This is a genomic window from Cryobacterium tagatosivorans (assembly GCF_004402215.1).
GTDB classification, from domain to species: Bacteria; Actinomycetota; Actinomycetes; order Actinomycetales; family Microbacteriaceae; genus Cryobacterium; species Cryobacterium tagatosivorans.
This window is the reverse complement of record NZ_SOEZ01000006.1, coordinates 98469-122535: the sequence shown is the minus strand read 5'-3', so window position 1 is coordinate 122535 and position 24067 is coordinate 98469. Positions and strand designations below refer to the sequence as shown.

Here is a 24067-nt window from a genome sequence, read left to right as displayed (position 1 = left end):
CCGCCGCGCCCGTGACGGCACCCGCCCCGCCGCCGCGGCCCGCGCCGGCCGCCGTGCCGACTGCCGTGCCGACGTTCGACCGCGGCGCCCGGTCGACCGAGGACCCGGCGAGCCTGTGGGTGGTCGTGAACAAGGCGCGACCGCTCGCCCCCCTCGACTACACGCCCGCCGACCTCGTGGGTGTCCCGGTGCCGCACGTCTACGAGCCCAGGCTGCGGCAGGAGGCATCCGTCGCCGCCGCGGCGATGTTCGCGGGCATCACCCGGGAGCTCGGCCTCCGGCTGCAGTCGCAGAGCGCCTACCGCGGTTTCGCGGCGCAGACGAGGGTGTACGACCAGGCGGTGCGCGCGCACGGCCAGGCGGCCGCGGATGCCTCGATCGCCCGCCCGGGCTCCAGCGAACACCAGACCGGCCTGGCGCTCGACATCAGTTCCCTGCCGTCACGGTGTGCGCTGAGCGCCTGCTTCGCCGACACCCCGCACGGCCGGTGGCTCCAGGCGAACGCGTGGCGCTACGGATTCCTGCTGCGCTACCCGGCCGACAAGGTCGCCGTCACCGGGTACGAGTTCGAGCCGTGGCATTTCCGCTACATCGGCGTGGAGCTGGCAGCCGAAATGCGGCGCACGCGGGTCACCACGCTGGAGGAGTTCTTCGGGCTGCCCGCGGCGCCCGGGTACCCCTAGGGCCGGATTCTTCGCCCCGGCACCCATGGGTTACGGATGCTTTGCACAGGGGTTTGCCAAGGAGGGATGTTTACCTCGCAGGTCCCCTCCCGCCAGACAGAAACGATTTTGTGCGCCCCAATTCACCCCGAGACACCCGCAACCAGCCCCGCCACTCCGCCGAGCGACCCCGCGAGAAGCGGCGCATCCTGCTCCCCGGCAGCATCATCGCCGCCTGCAGCGCGGTTGCCGTTTCGGTCGGCCTGGCCACCGGCGGCGGAGCCATCGGTGCGATTCCCGAGCCGACCCCGGCGGCGATCGAGGGCAGCGCACGCGTCGCGCAGCCGGAGCCGATCGTGCGCGGCAGCATCATCGCGGCCAACGGAACATCGGCCGGCACGGTGGCCGGCGGCACGGTCGTGACCGTGACCGGCGGGGACCTGAACGAGGTCGCCAGCGTGAAGTTCGGCGCCAACCCCGGCACGGTCGTCTCGGTCACCACCGACACGGTCACCCTCAGCACCCCGCCCTCGACGGGGCGGGGCCTCGGCACCGTCCCGGTCGAGCTCTTCGACGTCCGTGGCGAGCCCGTCCCGGTCGACTCGGCCGGCACGGCGTCCCTGGCGGCCGCGCCGCTCAGCTTCCGCTACATTGCCGACCCGAAGGTCGCCGCGCAGACCGACTACGTCCTCGCCCACTGGCAGGACTACAACACCGCCCGGTACGGCAGGCTCGGCGGCACCGACTGCGTCAACTTCACCAGCCAGTCGCTGATCGCGCGCGGCTGGACCATGGATGCGCAGTGGTCGTTCAACGCCGGAACCCGCCAGTACAGCCCGGCCTGGGCCAGCTCCACGGCCTTCGCCGCCTACCTGGCGGCGCACCCGGAGCGCGCCACCGCGCTCAGCGACGACCAGCGCGCGCAGGTCAGGGTCGGGGATGTCGTGCAGTTCGACTGGAACGGCTCGGGCGACCGCGACCACACCGGGATCGTCACCCGCGTCGACAGGGCGGCCGGCGGTGTGCGGATCTACTACGCCAGCCACACGATGGACAACGACTTCAAGTCCGTCGACGAGTCGCTCGCGAACGCCGGCGGAACGGTCGCATACTGGAGTATCACCTAGGCGGACCCGCATCCGTTCCCGACTCCGGTGAACTCACCCCCCAACGAATCGAGGACATCGTGGTGCTCTCCCGGCCCACCCGGATCGGCCTCGTGGCGCTCGCTGTCGGCGGCGTCATTGCGGGAGCTGCGGCCTTGACCTCGGTCGGAAACGATGCGCCCCCCGCCGGCCGGGCGGCCGCGCCGACGCCGACGGACACCGCGACCCCCCGGGCCACCCCGGACGCGACGGCTGCGCCGGTCGCTGTCGACCTGGCCGTGCAGAAGCAGCTGGCCTACGTGCTGGCGCACTGGAAGAGCTACAACGTCGCCGAGTACGGCGTCGTCACCCACAATGACTGCGTCAACTTCACCAACCAGTCGCTGATCGCGCGCGGCTGGAAGATGGACGCTGAATGGCGGACGAAGGGGACCGGCGCCAGCTTCTCCTACTCGAAGCCCTGGGTGAGCTCGACCTCCCTGATGCGCTACCTGGGCGACTCCGGCCGGGCCACGGCCCTGACCGATGCCCAGCGCGACCAGGTGAAACTCGGTGACGTCGTGCAGTTCGACTGGGACAAGTCGGGCGACCGCGACCACACCGGGATCGTCACCCGCATCGACAAGACCGCGGCCGGCGTGCAGATCTACTACGCCGGGCACACCGACGACACCGACTACCTCTCCGTCGACTACGCGATCACGACGAAGCACCCGGGCGGCCGGGCCTACTACTGGAGCATCCCCTAGCGCTCGAGATCAGGCGATCGCCGCGTCGACGATGGCCTTCGCCTCGACCTGAACCTGCTTCAGGTGCTCCGGGCCTTTGAACGACTCGGCGTAGATCTTGTAGACGTCTTCCGTGCCGCTCGGCCGGGCCGCGAACCACGCGTTCTCGGTGACGACCTTCACCCCGCCGATGGCGGCGCCGTTGCCGGGGGCGTGACTGAGCTTGGCGATGATCTTCTCGCCGGCCAGCTCGGTGGCGGTGATGGCGTCACCGTCGAGCCTGCCCAGCTGGGCCTTCTGCGCCGGCGTCGCCGCGGCATCCACCCGGGCGTACGACGGAGCGCCGAAGTGCTCGGCGAGTTCGGCATAGCGCTGGCTCGGGGTTTTGCCGGTCACCGCGAGGATCTCCGAGGCGAGCAGGGCGAGCAGGATGCCGTCCTTGTCCGTGGTCCAGACCGTGCCGTCGAAGCGCACGAAGCTGGCGCCGGCGCTCTCCTCGCCGCCGAACGCGACCGAGCCGTCGATCAGGCCGGGGACGAACCACTTGAAGCCGACCGGAACCTCCCAGAGTTCCCGGCCGAGGAACCCGGCGACGCGGTCGATCATCGTCGACGAGACGAGGGTCTTGCCGACCCGGGCATCCGCTCGCCAGCCGTCGCGGTGGCTGTACAGGTAGTCGATGGCGACGGCCAGGAAGTGGTTCGGGTTCATCAGCCCCTCATCCGGAGTGACGATCCCGTGCCGGTCGGCGTCGGCGTCGTTGCCGGTGAGGATGTCGTAGTCGTCCTTGTGGGCGAGCACGGATGCCATCGCCGACGGGCTCGAGGGATCCATCCGGATCTTGCCGTCCCAGTCCAGGGTCATGAACCGCCAGGTCGGGTCGACCTTCGGGTTGACGACGGTCAGGTTGAGCTCGTACCGGTCGCGGATCGCGCCCCAGTAGCCCACGCTCGCGCCGCCGAGCGGGTCGGCGCCGATCCGGATGCCGCTGGCCTTGATCGCCTTCATGTCGATGATGTTCTCGAGGTCGTTCACGTAGTTCCCGCGGAAGTCGTACGTCTCCACGGCGCTCGGCTCGCTCATCTTCACGTCCCGGAGCCCGCCCGCGATGAGCTCGTTGGCCCGGTTCGCGATCCAGGAGGTGGCGTCGCTGTCGGCGGGTCCGCCGTGCGGCGGGTTGTACTTGAAGCCGCCGTCCGAGGGCGGGTTGTGGCTGGGCGTCACGACGATGCCGTCGGCCTCGTCGCCGTTCCCCGCTCGGTTGTAGGCGAGGATCGCGTGCGACAGGGCCGGCGTCGGCACGTAGTCGTCGAACTCGTCGACCAGGGCGCGCACGCCGTTGGCCACGAGCACCTCGAGGGCCGTCGTGTACGCGGGGGCGCTGAGCGCGTGCGGGTCGGTGCCGATGAACAGCGGCCCTGTGATGCCCTGGGCGGCGCGGTATTCGACGATCGCCTGGGTCGTGGCGATGATGTGGTCCTCGTTGAACGCGAGGTTGAGCGAGCTGCCGCGATGCCCCGAGGTGCCGAAGACGACCCGCTGAGCCGGGATGGAGACATCCGGTTTCAGCGAGTAGTAGGCGCTGACCAGAGCCTCCGCGTCGATGAGATCTGAGTCCTGGGCCGGGGTTCCCGCACGTTCGTTCATGCCCCCATCTTGGCACTGCAACTAGGCTGTGAGCCATGGCCGAGTCCCCTAATGTCACCTACAGCTTCCTGGGGCCGGTGGGCACCTTCACGGAGGCCGCCCTGGCCCAGGTGCCCGAAGCGCAGGGCAAGCCGTGGCGCGCCGTCAACAACGTGGGCGAGGCCCTCGCCGATGTCCTCACCGGGCGCAGCGTCGCCGCGATGATCGCGATCGAGAACTCGGTCGACGGCGGTGTCTCCGCCACCCAGGATGCCCTCGCCGGCGCGCCGAACCTGCGGATCATCGGCGAATACCTCGTCCCGGTGAACTTCGTCCTCGTCGCCCGGCCCGGCACCGCGCTGGCCGATGTGCGGGTGATCAACGCACATCCGGTCGCCTACGCGCAGTGCCGCACCTGGCTCGAAGCCGCCCTGCCGCACCACGGGCACATCCCGGCCTCGAGCAACGTCGCCGCCGCGGCCTCCCTCTTCGAAAACAGCCAGGCGGATGCCGCGATCGCCCCGCCCGGCATCGAGAAGCACCACGACCTGGACGTGCTGGCCACGGACATCGGCGACAACCCCAACGCGGTGACCCGGTTCGTGCTGGTCAGCCTGACGACGGCGCTCCCGGCGAGGACCGGCGCCGACAAGACGAGCGTGATCGTCGAGTTGCCGGAGGACCGGTCGGGCGCGCTGCTCGAGATGCTCGAACAGTTCGCCACCCGCGGGGTCAACCTCAGCCTGATCCAGTCGCGGCCGATCGGCGACGCCCTCGGCCGCTACCGCTTCGTGATCGACGCCGACGGGCACATCCTCGACGAGCGTGTCGCCGACGCCCTGCTCGGCCTGCGCCGCTCGAGCCCGAACGTGATCTTCCTCGGCTCCTACCCCCGTGCGGACAAGCAGCCGATCGAGTTCACCTCCCGCTACGAAGACGAGATCTTCATCGAGGCCCGCACCTGGCTCCGCACCCTCCTCCCCTAACCCCCCTCCCCGCGAAACCGCAGTTGTGCGCGTTAAAACGCCCGAATAAGGCGCACAACTGCGGTTTCGCGGGGGGAAACTAGGCGGCGGGGGACCAGGCGGGCACCCGCACGGCCAGCGCCTGCGGGTCCGAGCGGAGGAACACCGAGCTCACCAGCCCGAATTCGTCCCCGTCGAGTTCGAGCGGCTGCGGGCTGTCCGGCCTGATCCGGATGTCCGTGCTCCGGAGCGTCTTCATCGTGCGCTCGTTCCCCTTCTCGCGCAGGCGGATCACCTCGCGGCCCGTCGCCGAGCGGCGCAGCACGCCGTTCTCCCACATCACGCGCAGCCAGATCCTGAACCAGCCGAGAATCCCCTTGACCTGCATGATCGCCGTGTCGAGGACGCCGTCGTCGAGCCGGGCGTCGGGCAGGAACAGCATGTTCCCGGTCAGGGTGCCGCAGTTCGCGACGAGGATCGTGCTGATGTGTGCGTGCCGCTCGGGGCGGCCGTCGAGGCTGTAGTCGATGTGGAAGGGTTCGGCCCGGGGGATCACCCGGGCACCGGCGTCGACGTAGGCGAACCAGCCGACTTGCTTCTTCAGCCCCGGCCGGGTCTTGGCGATCATCTCCGCGTCGAGGCCCACCCCGGCCATCACGACGAAGGCGTGCTCGATGGTCCGGCCGTCGGGGGTGGTCATCTCGGCGACGCCGACGTCGACGGGCTTGTCGATCCCGGAGAACGCGATGGCGGCGGCCGCGTCGATGCTGCCCAGCGGCAGGAGCAGGTTCCGCGCGAGCAGGTTGCCGGTGCCCAGCGGCACGATCGCCAGGCTCACCCCCGTGTCGCGGAGCGCCTCGGCGACCGCCCGCACGGTGCCGTCACCCCCGGCGGCGATCACGAGGGACGCCCCGCGGCGCACGGCGCGGCGGGCGGCCTCGTGTCCGGAATCCGCCGCGCTGGTTTCGAACCACAGGCTGGGGGCCCAGCCCGCCGCGGCCTGGGCGGCCTGCACGCTCCGCCGGAGCCGGGCCAGGTCGACCCTGGTCGGGTTGTAGACGACGACGGCGTACCGGTCGGTGCGGGTCTGACCGGAGGCTGCCACGGTGCAAGGCTAGCAAGCCGCCCCGGTTCGCGCTTGTAGACTCGATGTTGTGATTGATCCGGTGTTGTTGCGCGAGAATCCTGAGCTCATCAAGCGTTCGCAGGAGGCGCGCGGCGACTCCGTGGAGGCGGTCGATTCCGCGCTGGCCGCCGACGCGGCCCGCCGGGCGGCGATCACCTCCTTCGAGGCCCTGCGTGCCTCGCAGAACCAGTTCGGCAAGCGCGTCGCCTCGGCCCCTCCCGAGGAGAAGAAGGCGCTCGTCGCCGAGGCGCAGAGCCTGGCCGCCGAGGTCAAGGCGGCCGGTGCGGCCGCGACGGATGCCGAGGCGCGCTTCACCACGATCGTGCGCACCATCGCCAACCCGGTCATCGACGGCGTGCCGGCGGGCGGCGAGGAGAACTTCAGCACCCTGCGCACGCACGGGCAGACCCCCACCTTCGACTTCGAACCACGCGACCACCTGGAGCTGGGCGAGCTGCTCGGCGCCATCGACATGGCCCGCGGCGCCAAGGTGTCCGGATCGCGCTTCTACTTCCTGCGCGGGATCGGCGCGCGGCTCGAGATCGCCCTGATGAACATGGCGCTCGACCACGCGCTCTCGGCCGGCTTCGTCCCCCTGATCACGCCGACGCTGGTGCGGCCGGAGATCATGGACGGCACCGGGTTCCTCGGTGAGCACAACGACGAGGTCTATTACCTGCCCGGCGACGACCTCTACCTCACCGGCACCAGCGAGGTCGCGCTCGCCGGCTACCACAAGGACGAAATCCTCGACCTCTCGGCCGAGCCGCTCCGCTACGCCGGCTGGTCGACCTGCTACCGCCGCGAGGCCGGCTCCGGCGGCAAGGACACCCGCGGCATCATCCGGGTGCACCAGTTCAACAAGCTGGAGATGTTCGCCTACGTGCTCCCCGACGACGCCGAGGCCGAGCACGACCGTCTCGTCGCGCTGCAGGAGGACATGCTCCAGGCCCTCGGGCTGAGCTACCGGGTCATCGACGTCGCCGCCGGCGACCTCGGCTCCAGCGCCGCCCGCAAGTTCGACATCGAGGCGTGGGTGCCCACCCAGGGCGCCTACCGCGAGCTGACCAGCACGAGCAACTGCACCACCTACCAGGCCCGCCGCCTCGACATCCGCTACCGCACGGAGTCCGGCAAGACCGCGCCGGTCGCGACCCTCAACGGCACCCTGGCCACGACCCGGTGGATCGTCGCACTGCTCGAGACCCACCAGCAGGCCGACGGATCCGTGCGGGTTCCCGTCGCGCTCCGGCCCTACCTCGGCGGCCTCGAGCTGCTCGAACCGGTGAGCCGGCCGTGACCGACGCGCCGTGGCTGGTCGCCCTCGACATCGACGGCACCACCATGCACGAGGACGGCACGATCAGCGATGCCGTGCTCGAGCAGATCCAGCGGCTCACCTATGCCGGCCACGAGGTCATGCTGGCGACGGGGCGCTCCGCCTCCGCCACCCTGCCCGTGCTCGAACGCCTCGACATCGCACCCCGGTTCGTCGTCTGCTCGAACGGCGCGATCACGCTCCACCGCGACCGGGATGCGCCCACCGGATACCGCCGGGAATGGGTCGAGACCTTCGACCCGACCGACGTGCTGACCTCGATCCGCTCGCACCTGACCGGCGCGCGCTACGCGGTGGAAGACGAGCACGGCTACTACCGGTACACCGAACCCTTCCCGGATGCCACGATCGGCCTGGACAGCGAACACGTCGACTTCGACGAACTGCTCCGGCACGCCGCCACCCGGGTGGTCGTCATTTCACCCGACCACGACATGGAGGAGTTCCTCCAGGTGGTCGAGAAGATGGGCCTCAACCGGGTCAGCTACGCGATCGGCTGGACGGCCTGGCTCGACATCGCTCCGGACGGCGTGAACAAGGCCACGGCGATGGAACGGGTGCGCGAGGAAGTCGGGATTCCGCGCAGCCGGGTGATGGCGGTCGGCGACGGACGCAACGATATCGACCTGCTGCTCTGGGCATCCGTCTCGGGCCGGGGCGTGGCCATGGGCCAGGCCCCCGACGATGTGATCCGGGCGGCCGGCGAGATCACGGCGTCGGTGCTCGACGACGGTCTCGCGCTCGTGCTCGGCACGCTCTAGAGCCTCTTCCAGCCGGTTTTCAGGTAGTCCTGTCATTCTGGAGAGTCGGCCATCGGCTAGAATCGGGCCTTGTTCGTTCGCGAACCGGGAGGGCTGTCCGAGCGGCCGATGGAGCCAGTCTTGAAAACTGGTGGGCAGAAATGTCTCGTGGGTTCGAATCCCACGCCCTCCGCATTGTGAGGTGTCACCGCCGGCCATGAACGAAGGGAACAGAGTGAGCGACCAGTTGCGCCCCCGCTCTTCGCGATCGAAGCTGAGTACCCTCGCCCGGCACGGCCGGCTGAAGAAGTCCAACCCGGTCACGACCGTGTTCAAGTTCCTCGCGGCCGCCCTGGCCGTGCTCATGGTCAGCAGCGTGTCCGTCGCCGCGATCGCGGCCTACGACGTCGCGTCCAGCGTCAAGCCCGGCGTCCACCTCGAGAACGAGGTCAAGGGCAAGCCCGCCCAGGAATTCAGCGCCATCAAGGGCGGCGTGAACCTGCTGCTGGTCGGCAGCGACAGCCGCAAGGGCCAGCCGGCGGTCTTCGGCGCCGAAGACGCCACCGGCGACCTCAACGACGTGACGATGCTGCTGCACATCTCCGAGGACCACAGCAACGCCTCGGTGATCAGCTTCCCCCGCGACATGTACGTGCCCATTCCCGGCTGCCCGGACGGCAAGGGCGGCACCTACGACGCGATGAGCAGCCAGAAGATCAACACCACGCTCACCTACGGCGGGCTCGCCTGCACCGTGCTCACGGTCGAGGCGCTCACCGGGCTGAAGATCCCCTACGCGGCCGAGGTGCAGTTCAGCGGCGTGATGGCCATGTCGACCGCCGTCGGCGGCGTCGAGGTCTGCGTCGCCGAGGACATCGAGGACAAGCACACCGACACCTACCTCAAGGCCGGCAAGCACACCCTGCAGGGCCTGGCCGCCCTCCAGTTCCTGCGCACCCGCCACGGCATCGGCGACGGCAGCGACCTGACCCGCATCAACAACCAGCAGGTCTTTATGTCGGCCCTGCTGCGCACGATCAAGAGCTCCGCGACCCTCTCCGACCCGACCAAGGTGTACTCGCTCGCCAAGGCGGCGACGGCGAACATGCAGCTGTCGACGAGCCTGAACAACGTCGACACGCTGATCTCGATCGCGCTGGCGCTCAAGGACATCGACCTGAACAAGGTGATCTTCGTGCAGGTGCCCACGGGCAACGTCGACAGCGGCGTCATCCCGATCCAGCCGGACTTCGACGACCTGTTCACGGCCGTCGCCTCCGACCAGCCGCTCCAGCTCGGCGGCTCCACCGGCCGGGGCGCGACAGTGGACCCGAACGCCCCGGCGACGCCCGCCCCCACCGCCACGCCCACCCCGACCCCGGGCGCCCCGGTCACGGTGCTCCCCGACACGGCCACCGGCCAGACAGCCGGCGAGTTCACCTGCTCGGTCGGCCGCACGCTCAACAACCAGTAGGCCGGCCGGCGGCATCCGGGCCTCGATTCCTCCGGATGCCGTCAGTGCGGTTATGATTGCTCTCGTGTGTTTGCGCGCAAGCACCAAGGAGACGTCGCATAGTTCGGCTTAGTGCACCACCCTGCTAAGGTGGAGTGCCCTTCACAGGGCACCGTGGGTTCAAATCCCACCGTCTCCGCACTGGCCAATTCGGTTTTTTCAGCGATCGAGTTCGTTAAATTCCGACGATGCCCGGATATGTGCGGGTTTTCGGCCAATCGGCGCCCTATTTGTGCGGGTTTTCATTCCGGAGCGCCGTTGATTTGATGCGTTCGTTGTGCGCGGGTGTTTAAATGATGCTTCGCCCTGCTTTTGGGCAGGGCGAAGCATTCGGTACGCGGGTGGAGCAAGAATTGTTGGTGTCGCTGGGGCTAGTCCTCCGGCGGCGGCGACTCCGGTGGGGTGGCGGCCGATTTGTTGTCGTAGCTGGGCAGGTCTTCGGCTGAGTAGTAGGTGTTCTCGAACGAGCGGTTCTTTGAGGTCACTTCCACGCGTGAGAGATGCGCGCGGATAAAGGTGAGAATCTTCCGGATGTTCGCGCTCACCAGTGCCATGGTCACGGCGAGCGACGCGAAGGTGTTACCGCGCGCTCGACGTTTCTTGGGGTCCTCGATGTCTTCGGTGGACGAGTCCTTGATGTACGCGTTCTGGGATTCCACGGTGTTGCGGAGTCCGTAGTACCCAGCCCACTTTTCTTCGTCGTGAGGGTATTCCTGGCCGAACTTGACCGCTTCGTGTGCCTTGTCGCCTTTTCCTGTAGCCAAGGGAACGACGATGGTCTTCTTGTCGATGGAGAGCAGTTCGCCGGTCTTTGGGTTGGCGACGGTGTACGTACTGGGGTCTGGGTACATGAACTGGCGCGAACCGTTCGGGCGTCGGATGCCCTTCGGCTTCATGCGGAATGTCTTGCGCTCTGAGAGCCGTTGGGTGAGATTCTCTTTGGCGGTACGGATTGCTTCCTTGTCCTTGCCGGCCTTCTCGTGGGCCTGCTCGTATAGGGCGTGCGCGTTGATGAGGGATTTGGGCATGATGTTGATGTACCAGACACCGCCGACCAGAATCAGGTCTTCGTACTGCGCCATCTTGCCGCGCTCCTTGTCCTTGTAGTCGAAAACGAGCTTCACGCCCAACTTGGCCAGCGGGAGTTGCAGCTCTTCGGCGACGGAGTTCGGCAGGTATGCGCGGTCCGCGATGAAGTGGTCGATGATGTATCCACGGCTAAGGAGTGATTCGACGAGCCGAAGCCCTTCGCCCTTGATGGCTCCTGGCTTGTGGAAGCTGACGCCGTTGGCAAGGAGTGGAAAGGTTGCTGCTTCGCCGGGGGTGTTCGCGACCATCGTGGTGATTTCCGCTTCGATGGCCCAGCAGCGTTTGTCGTGCGAGGTCGAACCGCTGCCGTCGTGGCTTCCGTTTCGTACCCACCAGCCGCCGTCGTAGCTTGCGCTCAGGTGATGCCCGTCCGGACGAGCTGAACTCGGGCCGCCGTATTTGCCGTTGAGCGGAATCTTTGTCGCATCCAGTGCGTGGTTCCCTTGGAAGCGTCGACGCAGTTCGCGCGGCATGAGGAGCACGGAGCCCTCGACCAACCTGTTGCACAGCAGGGAGAGCCTCACTCGCTTGCGCTCGCAAGCTTCTGGGTCCCGCGCAGCAAGGATGGCCGCGTAGCTCTCAGGAGTGGGTAGCTTCTTCCGCGGGCCGGGGTAGGCGTCGACGAGGCGTTGGAGGCGCTCGACAGCGCTCCAGATGCGGTCGTACCAGTTTGACTGAGTGATGTCGTGTTTGCGGATGCCCATGCGCTCGCGCTGCGAGTTCGTGAGCATGGTGATGGTGTTGGCCATGTTGTTGAAGCGCAGGTCGCCGTCGACGCGCATCTGAACAAGCATGAGGGCGATGACGGCGCGCTCGCTGATGATTTGCTTGGCGCCCCGTGGGCCAAGTCCTTCTTCGCGTCGCCATTTGGGGATGAGGTCGTCGACTCCGGCGTTGTCCATGACGCGCAGCGCGTCATGGAGGCAGACCTCGAGGCTCTCCTGTCTCTGCTTGCGCGTGTAGCGCCGGTTGGTCATCCCGAAGGATTCCTGCATCCACGCCTCAGCGTGATTGACGCGGTCGTGATGGCGAGCCGGAATCATCGGTTCGCCTCCCCGCGGAGGTGGCGACGGTATTCGACGGTGTCGAGTTCCGGGACGAACTTCAGCAGCCGGGCGAGATTTTCGAACTTTTCGACACCGCCGGCACGCATGAGCGCACGCATGTTCGTGCGGTTCGCGAGGTGGGTGACGAGCCAGGTCGCTCGCATCCGGTTGGTTTGGGGGACAGGCATTTTCGCCGTCCTGCCGACACGCTGGATGAACTCGTTGACCACATTGCGACTTCCCTGGCGGGACGGGTCGCCAAAGACGAAATCACCGTCGTGCAGGTCGGCAATAGCCTCCTGCAGCCACGGTTCCCACTTAGCGAGCAGGGGCACGTACCGCGCCTTTGCGCCGCGGACGGTCGCGAGTACGCCGTCTTCGTCGAAGAGAAAGTCCTCGTGGCGTGCGGTCAGTATTTCGCCTGCCCAAAATCCCGCTCCCATGCTGAGAGAGAGCAGGACCATGGCGTTCCGTTCGCGCTCCGGAGACTTCTGCCCGCGTGCCCAGTTCTCGAGGCGCACCTCCTCGTTCGGCGTGTATGGACGCATCGAGTCCTTCGCGCTCAACGGTTTGAACGCCGTGGCGGGCGCGTCAGGAAGGAGCACCTCCGACACGCGCATCAGCGTTGCGCGGTAGTTGCGCCGAGTAGTCGCTGCGAGGTTCAGGCTCGGGTGGCTGACATAGCGTGCGACGACCTCGGGGCGGAACAGAACATCGGCGCGAAGCGGGAGCCCGGCCTCGTTGACCGCCCAGTCGACGAACCTGCCGCAGATGACCAGGAGGCGTTCCTGAGTGTAAGCGCAGCGTGGTGCCGCGATAGCGGTGGCGTCTTCGACGAAGACCTGGATGCGTTCCCATCGCGCTGTGCTGATGTTGCGTGGCGTGTAGGTCGTCATGGCGCGCACGCACACGTCGGGGAGGCCCCGGTGAACTCGCGTCGCCGTGTCGGCAACAGCGGCGGGCAGGTCGGCGGGAAGGGCGCGGAGAAGCCCGACGAGGAGGACGAGCGCGGCAGCGTGTGCCCGCACGCGGCTCGAATCACCCCAACACGGCCGCGCGAAGCACTGCGCAACCGAGCCGTCCGCGGGGTGTACTCGGAGGTCGTCATCGTCGTCAGTCAGACGGTTGTTGGCGGTCGGTTTGAGGGAGGCGTGGCGGAACGGCAGGGACAGGTACGGTTCCTTGTCGGGCAGGGGCCGGTCGGCCACCGCGATTTCTTCTCCGTTCTTGCGATTTTGCCAGAGCACGACAGAGTCGGCCGCTTCGGGGGTTGAGGGACGGTTTGGGTTCAGTTGCGTTGTATTCACATATACCCAATGCGCGGCACTTCGCGCCGGCTGAGTTTTGCCCCAATTTTCGGATGCACTGACAGCGTTGGCGTGCTAGCACCGCGTATTTACGTCCTATCAGCGTGCGACTATGCTCGTCAGCATGGCTGAATCCATCGATGACCTTCGCTGCCCTCGTGACCTCACGGAGGAGCCAGACGGATTCGGACGGGTCCGGGCGTTGCCGTGGAAAACAGCGGTGTCGAGAGAGTCGGAAGCGTTTCTGCTCGTCGCGCAACGGCAGCACACCTACTCGGTCCGAATCCGGCGTCGCATCAAAGAGACGGGAAGTAATCTGAAGGCATATGCGCGTGAAGCCGGCACGAGTTACGACCGTTTGGGGAAGTTGCTCCGTGGTGTGATCGTGATGCGGTTGGAGGATATTGCGATGGCTGACGTCGTCCTCGGAGGCATCAGCGAAGCCCGCGATTACCAACCGTGAGAGTGGCATGCACCCGGTGTCAAGCCGGGCGCTTCGGCCTGCAATCAGATGGTCGATTCTGATCGGGAGGAAGGCTGAGAGTGGCCTTACCCCTGATCGAGTGGAGCGCCCCTCAGGCTTCCACGCCCGGTTCACTCTGCGCCTTACCCAGGCTGGCCGACACGACCATTCCGGAGATCGGGGACGTGACGTGCAAGTTGGTGGACCTCGTCGCCGGTCTTCGGCGATCTGTCGCGCTTCCGGGGCACCACCCAGCTCGCACTCGCAGTCGGTGCCGACTGGAAGCTAGTTCGCAGGGTGAGAATGGAACGACGGTACGACGCGAGCCTATGACGGATGGAGCACGCCGCGCCTCACACGCCCACGCCGGATCCACTTTGCACCTGGTTATCCAAAGCCGGCGGCACCTGCCGGGAAATGCGGGAGATCGTGGATGAAATGTGCCAGTAGTATTCCACGTCAGGCGAGGGCTGGTCCTCGTGCATCGTCCACTCGCCGCGATCGCCAACCCGGCACCAATCGATTGAGCGGATGGGACGCGTCTGGTCATTGACGGTCGGCACGGAGGCGGGGCCCGGTAGTCGGGTAATGGTCATGGCGTCGAGATCGAAAATGTGGACGCTGGAGACCGTGAAGACTTGCCAGACGCCTCCTTCGTCACCGGTGAGTTCGGTGACGCTGTCGTCACCGTGGATGTCATTTTGCACTGGAGCTCCTTTCGATGGGTGTTGCGTTCTGGCTCGGGAGCCGGGGATTCTCTGATCGCGGTGATGCGGTCTGCCTGCGGCGAGAATCGCGCCAGGCTCTGGCGCAGCTACTGCTGAGCATCCCCACGACCCGTCTCGAGGACGTCGTCCCAGGTGCCGACTACGCCGGTGAACTCGGCGATGAGTGACGAGTTCCCCAGGCCGGGTCCGATCCGATCGATGCTCACCACGGTGGTGGTGACGCGTGTTGTGCAGGCCACGCCAGCGTGGCTCAGGTCCACGAGGAAGATCGCCGGGCTCCCGACGGTGAGTATGACGATTTCCAGCAGAAGGAGGGGGCTTCGTCCCTGCGGAGGGGATTTGGCTCCTGGGTGCGCGCCGTCGGATGCCGCGTGAGCGTCGAGTTGTCCAAGTCAACCTCGTAAACCGACGCGGACGTTGTCGTCACGACCCAGCAGCCTCCAGAAGCGCCGACCTGCATGATCATGGGTTCTCCTTCGCCTTCTCCGTGCCACCTCTGGCCGTGATCTGCCATTCGTCCTATTTGGTGTTGCAGTGGCGTGAACATAACGGGCCTCCGACATAGCCGTTGGCGTGCAGGAAGACGGCCTGTCCCTCACCGCGAAGTGCCGCGCATAGGGCTTCCGACACCGCGTATCCGTGCGGGTCGGAAAGGCACCATGTCCCCCTCAGCCGCCGTGCAAGCGCTGCACCAGTTCTATACCGAGTTGAGCCAGCGCGGATCGAGGTCACAGACCGGAGACGAGGTGCTGTCGCTTCGCTTCTATCGCACCGACCTCGCCGTCTTCGCGGACCCCCACGCCTTCGTCGGTAGGCGCGAACAGGTCGCGCGCTGGACATTGAACACCCACGATCTGGAAGCGTTCGTTGCCCGAGAGGATCGCATTCCGCGGCAGAACAACCGTGCGCGAGAGAGGATCTCCGATGAGGAGTGGCGCCTCGCCGGCTGGCTGGCCGACGAGCGCGCCGCCATCCGCACTGGCTGCCGCTGCGCGTATCAGGCAGAGCGCCTGTTGTGTATTCCGGGAGTCAGCCTCAATCCCCTTGGCGACCTGTGGGATGCCCAGTTCGAGAAGTATCGCCGGTTTATCGATATTCACCGGCGGGCGCCGCTGGAACGGAGCGATGACGAGTCGGAGGGCCGTCTCGCGGGGTGGGCCGCCAAGCAGCGTCTGTACTACCGGGCCGGCACACTGCCGCCTCACCGGGCGGAGGCACTCTCCGGTCTGGAGTTCTGGACTTGGGGTAAGTCGAGGTGACTCGAACATCGCGCGAGGTTGCCCATCCAGTGGGTTCCCATCAACGCCAACGCGCTGAACACGTTCAGGAAGTGCCCTAACCGTACTTGAGATGGTGCGCGAAGTCCGTCAGGCCGACGCCGTACGGTGGCGGGCTGAAGTCATCTCCTGGCTGCAGGAGTTCGGGGGTGAGTCCATTGGCGCCGGGCCAGGCTGATCAAACGATTCCTTCAACAAGTTCTAACCCGTGCGGACTCATCGACCGGTGTGATCGTCGGCTGTGCGAGCGCGGGCGGACGGCCGGCGTGGCTAACCGCCCACCCAGCGCTCGGACTAGCAGTTCGGCAGGTCGTCGAGGTTGTTCTTCATGGTGTTGTCGCGGTCGGTGCGAAGGTACTTCCCGCCCGGACCGCTCACCACCCTGATCTCAGTGCGCCCGCTCGTCCACGGAACGAAATACGTCTGCAGTCCATACTCAATGTCCGCGATGACGTTGGCGCTACCGCGTGGCGACCACCCGGCCCCCACATCGCCAAGCGCGGTGATGTTCCCATTGACGTCTTTACGGCTCTGCCGTACGGCGCGATCAGTCATTGTTTTGCTCCCAAACGCAACGCGGCCAGAGCGCCCCTTGGACATGTGGTGCTCAAGTTCTAGGGGTTAGGCTTGTGTGATTCCTGTCTAGGGAAAATCGCACGAGCCTCGTTCAGCCGCTGCCTCATCTGATGGCCAGCACCATGCTGACCGAGGCTTGTCGCGTCTAGGCCGACTCTAGCGGAATCCGATCCACATTATTTGCAGTTAGGTAATACTGCACGGATTTCGTGTGTGTTACAGTTCTCAAATAGTGCGGGGAACGCGGAAGGAGCTGCTTTGAGACTGTCAACAATGTGCACAGTTCAATCTGGCTTATCGCTTCGAACCGGGTTGGAGATAAGCGATGAGGGAGTCCTCGCTGTGCAATCGGGCGACCTCGAGTCTGGCCGGCTCCTTGACCCGCCGACAGCGCGGATAGCCTCCAATGGAATTGCACAGCGCCACTTGATCGGTCTAGGGGATGTGCTATTCAAATCTCGAGGTGTGCGCCACGCGGCATGGGCAGTGAGCGTGGAACTCAAAGAACCGGCAGTGGCGATAATGCCCTTGTTCGTTCTGCGGCCGCTCGCAGATGTTGTTGATGCCGGGTATCTGGCATGGTTTTTGAACCAGCAGCCGGCGGAGCAGCACTTCGCGCAAGGCGCCACGGGCACAACGGTTCGTATCGTTAATAAGCCGATCCTAGAGAGTTTGGACGTCATCCTTCCTCCCTTGGAAACCCAACGGAAGATCGGATCGCTCGCGCTTTGCGCCGCTACCGAGCGGAACCTCATCGAGCGCATCTCTGAGCGTCGGTACGAGCTTCTCAATCGCCAGCTTGCCGACCTGGTCAACAACTTCGCGCAGTCCCACATGAACGAAAGGCCACACACGTGACAGACCAGATCACCCAGCAGCGCATTAACCAGGCTGCATGGGCAGCATGCGACACGTTCCGCGGCGTGGTCGATGCCACGCAGTACAAGGACTACGTGCTCGTGATGCTCTTCCTGAAGTACATCTCAGACATCTGGGTTGACCACAAGGTCCAGTACGAGAAGCAGTTCGCGGGCGACAGCAGGCGGATCGACCGCCGTCTTGAGCGCGAGCGCTTTCCGCTCCCCGAGGGTGCGAGCTTCTCGGACCTGTACAAACAGCGCGAAGCCGCGAACATCGGCGAGCTCATAAATGAAGCGCTGGAGGCGATCGAAGACGCCAACCGCGCCAAGCTCGACGGTGTGTTCCGCAACATCGACTTCAACTCCGAGGCGAACCTCGGGCAAGTGAAGGATCGCAACCGACGCCTGAAGAACCTGCTTGAGGACTTCGCCAAGCCCGATCTCGACTTGCGGCCGTCGCGAGTGAGCGATGACATCATCGGGGAAACCTACATCTACCTGATCTCACGCTTCGCCTCCGACGCAGGCAAGAAAGCCGGGGAGTTCTACACGCCCAGCTCGGTCTCCGAGCTTCTGGCGAAGATCGCGGCGCCGAAGTCCGGCAATGAGATCTTCGACCCCGCCTGCGGGTCGGGCTCGTTGCTGATCCAGGCGGCGTCCGAGGTTGGATCGCACGACTACGCATTGTACGGTCAGGAATCCAACGGCGCCACGTGGGCGCTTGCGCGCATGAACATGTTCATGCACGCCAATGACTCCGCGCGCATCGACTGGTGCGACACGCTCAATAACCCGACGCTGCTCGAACATGACCAGCTGAAGAAGTTCGACATCGTTGTGGCCAACCCGCCGTTTTCGCTCGACAAGTGGGGTGCCGAGAACGCAGAACACGACCGCTTCGGCCGTTTTTGGCGCGGCGTGCCTCCCAAGGGCAAGGGCGACTACGCCTTCATCAGTCACATGATCGAGACGGCTAAGCGCCTGACGGGTAGGGTCGCGGTGATCGTCCCCCACGGTGTCCTGTTCCGGGCTGGCTCGGAGGGTCGTATCCGCCAGGCCCTCATCGAGGAGAACCTGCTCGACGCAGTTGTGGGGCTGCCCGGAAACCTGTTCACCACCACCGGCATTCCCGTCGCCATCCTCGTGTTCGATCGGTCTCGTGAGGCGGGCGGCGCCAACGAGTCACGCACAGATGTGCTTTTCGTAGACGCAAGCCGCGAGTTCACTCCTGCCAAGGCGCAGAATCTCCTCGATGCTGGGCACATCGCGAAGATCGTCGACGTCTACCGCAGGCGCGCCGACGTCGATAAGTATTCGCACCTGGCGAGCCGCGAAGAGATTGTGAGCAATGAGTTCAACCTCAACATTCCTCGTTACGTCGACACCTTCGAGGCGGAAGAGCAGGTAGATGTTGCCGCCGTACAGCGAGAGATCGAACAGATCGAGGCCGAACTGGTTGAGGTGCGCGGCCGGATGAAGGGCTACCTCAAGGAGCTAGGGCTCGATGACTGAATTCATGGAGGCCGCGGTCGAGAGCTCGCCGCGTATGACCGACCCTAGGTCGTTGGATGGCGCGGCGCGACAGACCCGAGCACAGCTCCCGGAGCGGTTCCCGACGACGGGACAGGCGAGGACGGCGGAGGATACCGCGGACGCCGATGCCGCGGACATCGCCGAGTCCGGCCGGTTGAGGTCTGAGCTGAAGCTGGTTGGAGACCTGACGAAATGAACCCAGAATTCCGTAGCTACTCACTCGGTCACTTGACTTCGCTGATCACTAGTGGTCCCCGTGGATGGGCTGGCCACTATTCCGATTCGGGCTCTCCATTCTTGCGGATTGCCAACCTGGGCCGAGGAGGAATTCGACTTGACCTGGATGTCGAGAAACTCCGCTTTGTACGCCCGCCCTCGGATCGATCCGAAGGGACGCGAACGAACCTCAAGTCAGGTGACGTGCTGATTTCGATCACAGCGGAACTTGGCAAGATCGGCTACGTGGCTGAGGCATTTCCGGGGCAAGCTTTCGTGAGTCAACACCTGTGCCTCGTGCGTCCCCGCCCGGACAGGGTCGACGGGGAGTATCTCGCCTATCTCCTTAGCTCTGCTCCGTATCAAACCAAGTTCAATCGGCTCAGCGACGCCGGCGCGAAAGCGGCGCTGAATCTCCGTGCAGTTCGAGAACTTCGAGTCCCAGTGCCCTCCCTTGATCGCCAGCGCAAGATCGCCGAGATTCTCTGCGCCTGGGATGACTCGATCGATGAATTGGTCCGCCTGCGTGACGCCCGAAAGTTGGAGTTCACGGGCTTGCGAGTTCAGGTGTTTGGTGAACAAAGTGCGATTCGTGAGCGATGGGCTGCCGTATCAATCCGCTCAATCGCCACGAGGGTGGTCCGCAAGTCAGATGGGGCAGCACACCCCGTCATGACTGTCTCCTCGAGGTCCGGTTTCGTACTTCAGTCCGACAAGTACAGTCGGGATATGGCGGGGTTGAGCGTCGCCAATTACACGCGCCTTCACGAGGGCGAATTCGCGTACAACAAGGGCAACTCACTCACGTACCCGCAGGGTTGCGTCTTCGCGCTGTCCGCTTCGTCGGCGTTGGTTCCTAATGTGTATTTCTGCTTCAGACTAAATGGTGACCTCAACCCGCGGTTCTATGAACATCTGTTTGCAGCCGGAACCTTGAATAGGCAGCTGGCACAGGTGATCAGTTCAGGGGTCCGGAACAACGGTCTTCTCAACTTGAGCGCTGAAGATTTCTTCAACTCTCGAGTTCCAATGCCGTCCCGAGCCGAGCAGGACGCGGTTGCAGATGTCTTTGACGCAGCCACGCAGGAGATTGACCTCCTCGACCGGAACCTGGCGCTTCTCCGCACTCAGAAGCGAGGCCTCATGCAGAAGCTGTTGATCGGTGACGTCCGCCTCGCCCCCGAGGCGGCCACCCTTGTCTGACGAAACGTTCAACGCAACCGAGAAGCACCAATCGCAGATTCCGGCGCTGCAGCTGCTGGTTGGGGTCGGATTCACCCCCTTGTCGCAGGCGCAGGCGCTGGTCCTGCGGGGGGACCGGAAGCGCAATGTGCTACTCGAAGATCTTCTTGCAGAAAAGTTGCTGGAGCTCAACTCGTTCACCTATCGCGGCCGTGAGTACGACTTCGATTTGGCCGACGCCCACGAGGCCATCCGCAAGCTCAAGCCCAGTCCCGACAAGGTCTCCGGGCTGCAGGCCACGAGCCAGCAGGTGTACGACACCCTCGTGCTCGGTACCACCATCAGCAAGACCATCGGCGGGGACAGCAAGAGCTACTCGTTCCGTTACATCGACTGGCACAAGTCCGCCAACAACGTCTTCCACGTCACGGCCGAATACAGCGTCGAACGCACCGGCAGCACCACCACAAAGCGCTGCGACATCGTCGCTTTTGTCAACGGAATCCCATTTATCGTCATCGAGAACAAGCGCCCTACCGAGTCGATCAAAAAGGCCGGTAGCCAGCTCATCGGTTACCAAGACGCCGACAATATCCCACAGCTTTTCCACTACGCCCAGGTGCTGCTCGCCATGAATCGGCAGGAAGCCCGCTACGCCACCGTCGGCACCCCCCGCCGCTTCTGGCACACCTGGCGCGATGACGAAGACATCGAAACCACCATCGCGGCCGCCGCCAACCGGAAGCTCACCGACACAGAGAAGGACGCCCTGTTCAGCGGCGATTTCGCTCCCGCCCGCCCCTATTTCGACGCGCTCGCTGCCGCTGGTCCGCGCGTGATCAGCGAACAGGATCGACTGCTGTACGCCCTCTGCCGTCCGGAGCGCTTGCTCGACCTCGTGCGCCGGTTCACGGTATTCGATGGCGGCATCCGGAAGATCGCTCGTCACCAGCAGTACTTCGCCGTGCGCAGCACCGTCGACCGCGTGGCAGGCCTCACCCCGGACGGTGTGCGTCGTGGCGGCGTTGTCTGGCACACTCAGGGGTCCGGCAAGTCACTCACCATGGTGATGCTCGGCAAGGCGATCGCGCTTGACGCGCGCATCCCCAACCCGCGCATCCTGATTGTCACCGACCGCGATGACCTCGACAAGCAGATCGCAGGCACTTTCCGTGCCTGCGACATCACCCCCGTACGCGCCACCAGCGGCAGCCACCTCGCCCAACTGCTCAGCGCCCGCACCCCCCTAATTACCACAATCATCAATAAGTTCGACACCGCCACCCGGCGAGCGGATCTCAGCGACGACGACCCCAACCTGTTCGTGCTCGTCGACGAAAGCCACCGCAGCCAGTCGGGAAAGTACGGCGGGCACGGCACCTTCGCGGTCGCCATGCGTCGGATGCTGCCGGCAGCCTGCTACCTCGGGTTCACCGGCACCCCGCTGCTTGGTAGCGAGAAGAATACAGTTGCGAGCTTTGGCGGTCTCATCCACCGATACACAATCGACCAGGCCGTCGCCGACGGTGCCGTCGTGCCGCTTCTATACGAAGGTCGGATGGTGGAACAGCAGGTCGCCGATGATGTCATCGACCGCTGGTTTGAGAAGATCAGCGACGGGCTCACCCTCGAACAGAAGGCCGATCTGAAACGCAAGTTCTCTCGGGCCGACGCGCTCTCCAAGGCGGGTCAGGTCGTCCGGGCCAAAGCCTTCGACGTCTCGGAGCACTACCGCCGGCACTGGCAAGGTACCGGGTTCAAGGCGCAACTCGTCGCGCCCGATAAGGCCTCCGCGATCCGTTTCAAGGAAGTGCTCGACGAGATCGGCCATGTCACCAGTGAAGTCATCATCTCCGCGCCCGGTGAATACGAAGGAACCGAACAGGTCGATCAGGAGTCCCGCGATCTCGTGCGACGCTTCTGGGACCGACAGATCGCGCGGTTCGGCGGAGAAGCCGAGTACAACCGGCAGATCATCGAGTCGTTCAAGGGAGCCGATGACCCCGAGATTCTCATTGTCGTCTCCAAGCTGCTCACCGGCTTCGACGCTCCGCGCAACACGGTGCTCTACCTCTGCAAACGACTCAAGGAACACACACTCCTGCAGGCCATCGCTCGGGTCAACCGCCTTTTCGAGGAGGACGGCACCGAGAAGGAATTTGGAATCATCATCGACTACGAAGGGCTGCTCGGCGAACTCGACAAGGCACTCACTGCTTACTCCGCCTTGAGCGGATACGACGGTGACGATCTTGTTGGAACCGTTCACGACATCCGGGAGCAGATCAGACTGCTTCCCGTTCGCTGTGCTGACGTGTGGGACGTGTTCAAGGCGGTGCCTAACAAGCTCGACATGGAGGCCCTCGAACGACACCTCGTTGACGAGGCAGTCCGTCAAGAGTTCTACGCGCGTTTGGCTGTGTACGGTAAGTGCCTGCACATCGCCCTCTCCAGCGACAAACTCCACGAAGTGATTGACGACGCTCAGGTGCGCGTCTATAGGAATGACTGGAAGCACTTCAGCCAACTGCGGCGAGCCGTGCGCGTACGTTACCAGGAGGTTGTCGACCTGCACGACTATGAGCCGCGTATCCAGAAACTGCTTGACGATCACGTCACCGCGCTGCCTGCCGAGGTGATCATCGGACTCGTTAACGTGAATGATTCCGACGCCCTGAGGTCCGTCGTCGAAGAGACTGGGGTGTCCACTGCCTCGAAGGCTGATCGCATTGCCAACGCCACCAAGAAGACCATCACGGAGCGTATGGATGAGGATCCCGCCCTCTACCAACGTTTCTCGCGAATGCTGCAAGACACCATCGATGACTATAGGGCATCGCGCCTCGCCGAGCGGGATTATCTGCAGCGGATCCTTGAGCTCGCCGAACAGGTTGGTGCGCGCAAGCGGGACAACACCCTGCCAAAGTCGATCGAACACGACGATGATGCCGCTGCAATTTACGGCGCGCTCGACGGGCTGTTGGTCGGCGCGAACGCTGAGGCCGCGCCACTCGGCCACGAGGCACTCGCGCAGATCGCTATCGAAATGCTCTCTATTGTTCGCGAACACCTGATCGTGGGCATCTGGTCGAACGGGCCCGCGCAGAATGCGCTGCTCAACGCGCTCGATGATTATTGCTTCGATGAACTGGAAGCAAAACGACATGTCGACGTTCCACCTGAGCTGACCGACGAGCTGCAGCAACGCATTTTGTCCATTGGAAGGGCTCGATTCCCACGATGACTGCCGTTCATCAGGTGATGTTCGGCGGCATCAAGATTGAGTTTCAACTGGAACGCCGTGACCGCGTCACTCTGGAAATCTCCGTGCTGCCGGACGGCCGCGTACTTGTCGTCGCGCCCGAGTTGGCATCGCTTGACGAGGTCTCCGCTCGCGTGCGCAAACGCGCGCGGTGGGTTCAATCGCAGCAACGCTACTTCGCCCAGTTCGCCCCACGCACTCCCGTGCGGCGGTACATCCCTGGAGAGACCCACCTCTACCTCGGTCGCCAGTATCGGCTCAGGTTGCAGCCGGGCGAGCAGGGAAAGGTTCGGATGCTGCGCGGGTTCATCCAAGTCGAAGGCGTTGAGTTCGACGACAGCGTCAGCGTCGAGCGTCTCGTTACTGCCTGGTATCGCGAGCGGGCGAAGGTCCAGCTCCCGCGCCGACTTGAGATCAACTACGCACGTTTTGCCGAGCCCGACCGATTCAGGCCGATTGAAGTTCGACTGCACCGGATGAGCTCGCGTTGGGGTTCGATGTCACCGAGCGGCCGTCTGCTTTTGAACCCCGAGCTCGTTCGGGCGCCGGTCGACGCCATTGACTACGTGATCACCCATGAGCTTTGCCACCTCGCGGTGCCGAATCACAGCCGTCAGTTCTACGACCTGCAGAGGCAAGTAATGCCGGATTGGGAGCAGAGGAAGCTGCGCCTCGAACGGGCTTTGGCTTGAGACAAGCCCCAGACCCCGAAATACCGTGCAC

At 64.8% G+C, this 24067-nt stretch carries 22 protein-coding genes and 2 tRNA genes; 17 read left to right on the top strand and 7 right to left on the bottom strand.

From position 1 onward, the window contains the following. The 3 genes from E3O23_RS00700 to E3O23_RS17930 form a co-directional block, all read left to right on the top strand. Positions 1-683, top strand: a 683-nt coding sequence (locus E3O23_RS00700) for a M15 family metallopeptidase (protein ID WP_134486814.1), incomplete at its 5' end; no start/stop codon positions are given. A 110-nt stretch (positions 684-793) separates the two neighbouring features. Beyond that, the gene (locus E3O23_RS00695; protein WP_166790356.1) at positions 794-1789 is read left to right on the top strand and encodes an amidase domain-containing protein; all 996 of its coding nucleotides are present in this window, start codon (positions 794-796) and stop codon (positions 1787-1789) included. Positions 1790-1851: 62 nt separating this feature from the next. Next, on the top strand, positions 1852-2517 hold the full coding sequence (locus E3O23_RS17930) for an amidase domain-containing protein (RefSeq protein ID WP_166790355.1): 666 nt from the start codon (positions 1852-1854) through the stop codon (positions 2515-2517). Positions 2518-2526: 9 nt separating this feature from the next. On the opposite strand, the gene pgm is transcribed toward E3O23_RS17930, so the two are convergent. Next, positions 2527-4143 (bottom strand): phosphoglucomutase (alpha-D-glucose-1,6-bisphosphate-dependent), encoded by a 1617-nt coding sequence (gene pgm, locus E3O23_RS00685; RefSeq protein ID WP_134486805.1) that lies wholly within the window; start codon positions 4141-4143, stop codon positions 2527-2529. A 35-nt stretch (positions 4144-4178) separates the two neighbouring features. Here pgm and pheA point away from each other — a divergent pair, with 35 nt between their 5' ends. Further along, positions 4179-5108: a prephenate dehydratase gene (gene pheA, locus E3O23_RS00680; protein WP_134486802.1), complete on the top strand. Its 930-nt coding sequence runs from the start codon at positions 4179-4181 to the stop codon at positions 5106-5108. 79 nt (positions 5109-5187) lie between these two features. On the opposite strand, the gene E3O23_RS00675 is transcribed toward pheA, so the two are convergent. After that, positions 5188-6192, bottom strand: coding sequence for a diacylglycerol/lipid kinase family protein (locus tag E3O23_RS00675; protein ID WP_134486799.1), 1005 nt, complete (start codon positions 6190-6192; stop codon positions 5188-5190). A gap of 49 nt (positions 6193-6241) precedes the next feature. Between E3O23_RS00675 and serS the strand changes: the two genes are divergently transcribed. From serS to E3O23_RS00650, 5 genes are all read left to right on the top strand, one after another. After that, the gene (serS, locus tag E3O23_RS00670; RefSeq protein ID WP_134486796.1) at positions 6242-7513 is read left to right on the top strand and encodes a serine--tRNA ligase; all 1272 of its coding nucleotides are present in this window, start codon (positions 6242-6244) and stop codon (positions 7511-7513) included. Continuing rightward, positions 7510-8313, top strand: a complete 804-nt coding sequence (locus tag E3O23_RS00665) for an HAD family hydrolase (protein ID WP_198415097.1) — start codon at positions 7510-7512, stop codon at positions 8311-8313. The genes serS and E3O23_RS00665 overlap by 4 nt, the downstream gene beginning before the upstream one ends. Before the next feature lie 87 nt (positions 8314-8400). After that, a tRNA-Ser gene (locus E3O23_RS00660) sits at positions 8401-8485 on the top strand. Between the two features lie 42 nt (positions 8486-8527). Further along, entirely contained in the window at positions 8528-9766 is a 1239-nt protein-coding gene (locus tag E3O23_RS00655; protein WP_134486794.1) for an LCP family protein, read from the top strand. Positions 9767-9853: 87 nt separating this feature from the next. Next, positions 9854-9944: transfer RNA gene (locus E3O23_RS00650), tRNA-Ser, on the top strand. Between the two features lie 232 nt (positions 9945-10176). Here E3O23_RS00650 and E3O23_RS00645 read toward each other — a convergent pair. Continuing rightward, on the bottom strand, positions 10177-11937 hold the full coding sequence (locus E3O23_RS00645; RefSeq protein WP_134486791.1) for a hypothetical protein: 1761 nt from the start codon (positions 11935-11937) through the stop codon (positions 10177-10179). Further along, a complete protein-coding gene (locus E3O23_RS00640; RefSeq protein WP_134486788.1) occupies positions 11934-13187 on the bottom strand; it encodes a site-specific integrase in 1254 nt (417 codons plus the stop codon). The genes E3O23_RS00645 and E3O23_RS00640 overlap by 4 nt, the downstream gene beginning before the upstream one ends. A gap of 184 nt (positions 13188-13371) precedes the next feature. On the opposite strand from E3O23_RS00640, the gene E3O23_RS00635 reads away from it, so the two are divergent. Continuing rightward, positions 13372-13710: a hypothetical protein gene (locus E3O23_RS00635; protein WP_134486785.1), complete on the top strand. Its 339-nt coding sequence runs from the start codon at positions 13372-13374 to the stop codon at positions 13708-13710. A 353-nt stretch (positions 13711-14063) separates the two neighbouring features. On the opposite strand, the gene E3O23_RS00630 is transcribed toward E3O23_RS00635, so the two are convergent. Beyond that, positions 14064-14417, bottom strand: a complete 354-nt coding sequence (locus tag E3O23_RS00630) for a hypothetical protein (RefSeq protein WP_134486782.1) — start codon at positions 14415-14417, stop codon at positions 14064-14066. 107 nt (positions 14418-14524) lie between these two features. Next, positions 14525-14677 carry a hypothetical protein gene (locus tag E3O23_RS17925; protein WP_166790354.1) on the bottom strand — a complete coding sequence of 51 codons (153 nt, stop codon included), beginning with the start codon at positions 14675-14677 and terminating at the stop codon, positions 14525-14527. 420 nt (positions 14678-15097) lie between these two features. Between E3O23_RS17925 and E3O23_RS00625 the strand changes: the two genes are divergently transcribed. Beyond that, complete coding sequence (locus E3O23_RS00625) at positions 15098-15697, top strand: Helicase associated domain protein (RefSeq protein ID WP_134486779.1); 600 nt, start codon at positions 15098-15100, stop codon at positions 15695-15697. A 312-nt stretch (positions 15698-16009) separates the two neighbouring features. Here the strand turns inward: E3O23_RS00625 and E3O23_RS00620 are convergent, their stop codons facing one another. Further along, on the bottom strand, positions 16010-16270 hold the full coding sequence (locus tag E3O23_RS00620; protein ID WP_134486776.1) for a DUF3892 domain-containing protein: 261 nt from the start codon (positions 16268-16270) through the stop codon (positions 16010-16012). 513 nt (positions 16271-16783) lie between these two features. Between E3O23_RS00620 and E3O23_RS00615 the strand changes: the two genes are divergently transcribed. From E3O23_RS00615 to E3O23_RS00590, 6 genes are read left to right on the top strand one after another with little or no spacing between them, the layout of a single operon-like run. Next, positions 16784-17149 (top strand): restriction endonuclease subunit S, encoded by a 366-nt coding sequence (locus tag E3O23_RS00615; RefSeq protein ID WP_134486773.1) that lies wholly within the window; start codon positions 16784-16786, stop codon positions 17147-17149. Beyond that, on the top strand, positions 17146-18663 hold the full coding sequence (locus tag E3O23_RS00610) for a type I restriction-modification system subunit M (protein WP_134486770.1): 1518 nt from the start codon (positions 17146-17148) through the stop codon (positions 18661-18663). Before E3O23_RS00615 ends, E3O23_RS00610 begins: the two co-directional genes overlap by 4 nt. After that, the gene (locus E3O23_RS00605) at positions 18656-18880 is read left to right on the top strand and encodes a hypothetical protein (protein ID WP_134486767.1); all 225 of its coding nucleotides are present in this window, start codon (positions 18656-18658) and stop codon (positions 18878-18880) included. The genes E3O23_RS00610 and E3O23_RS00605 overlap by 8 nt, the downstream gene beginning before the upstream one ends. Then, positions 18877-20103 carry a restriction endonuclease subunit S gene (locus E3O23_RS00600; protein WP_134486764.1) on the top strand — a complete coding sequence of 409 codons (1227 nt, stop codon included), beginning with the start codon at positions 18877-18879 and terminating at the stop codon, positions 20101-20103. The genes E3O23_RS00605 and E3O23_RS00600 overlap by 4 nt, the downstream gene beginning before the upstream one ends. Continuing rightward, positions 20096-23326, top strand: coding sequence for a type I restriction endonuclease subunit R (locus E3O23_RS00595; protein ID WP_134486761.1), 3231 nt, complete (start codon positions 20096-20098; stop codon positions 23324-23326). Before E3O23_RS00600 ends, E3O23_RS00595 begins: the two co-directional genes overlap by 8 nt. Beyond that, positions 23323-24036: a M48 family metallopeptidase gene (locus tag E3O23_RS00590; RefSeq protein ID WP_134486758.1), complete on the top strand. Its 714-nt coding sequence runs from the start codon at positions 23323-23325 to the stop codon at positions 24034-24036. Before E3O23_RS00595 ends, E3O23_RS00590 begins: the two co-directional genes overlap by 4 nt. The last annotated feature ends 31 nt before the right edge of the window (positions 24037-24067 follow it).

Bases quoted from the DNA above. Each gene is read 5' to 3' on its own strand.
- pheA (WP_134486802.1), top strand. From the start codon at position 4,179: ATGGCCGAGTCCCCTAATGTCACCTACAGCTTCCTGGGGCCGGTGGGC.
- E3O23_RS00605 (WP_134486767.1), top strand. From the start codon at position 18,656: ATGACTGAATTCATGGAGGCCGCGGTCGAGAGCTCGCCGCGTATGACC.
- E3O23_RS00620 (WP_134486776.1), bottom strand. From the start codon at position 16,270: ATGACTGATCGCGCCGTACGGCAGAGCCGTAAAGACGTCAATGGGAAC.
- E3O23_RS00645 (WP_134486791.1), bottom strand. From the start codon at position 11,937: ATGATTCCGGCTCGCCATCACGACCGCGTCAATCACGCTGAGGCGTGG.
- pgm (WP_134486805.1), bottom strand. From the start codon at position 4,143: ATGAACGAACGTGCGGGAACCCCGGCCCAGGACTCAGATCTCATCGAC.
- E3O23_RS00590 (WP_134486758.1), top strand. From the start codon at position 23,323: ATGACTGCCGTTCATCAGGTGATGTTCGGCGGCATCAAGATTGAGTTT.
- E3O23_RS00625 (WP_134486779.1), top strand. From the start codon at position 15,098: ATGTCCCCCTCAGCCGCCGTGCAAGCGCTGCACCAGTTCTATACCGAG.
- E3O23_RS00635 (WP_134486785.1), top strand. From the start codon at position 13,372: ATGGCTGAATCCATCGATGACCTTCGCTGCCCTCGTGACCTCACGGAG.
- E3O23_RS00600 (WP_134486764.1), top strand. From the start codon at position 18,877: ATGAACCCAGAATTCCGTAGCTACTCACTCGGTCACTTGACTTCGCTG.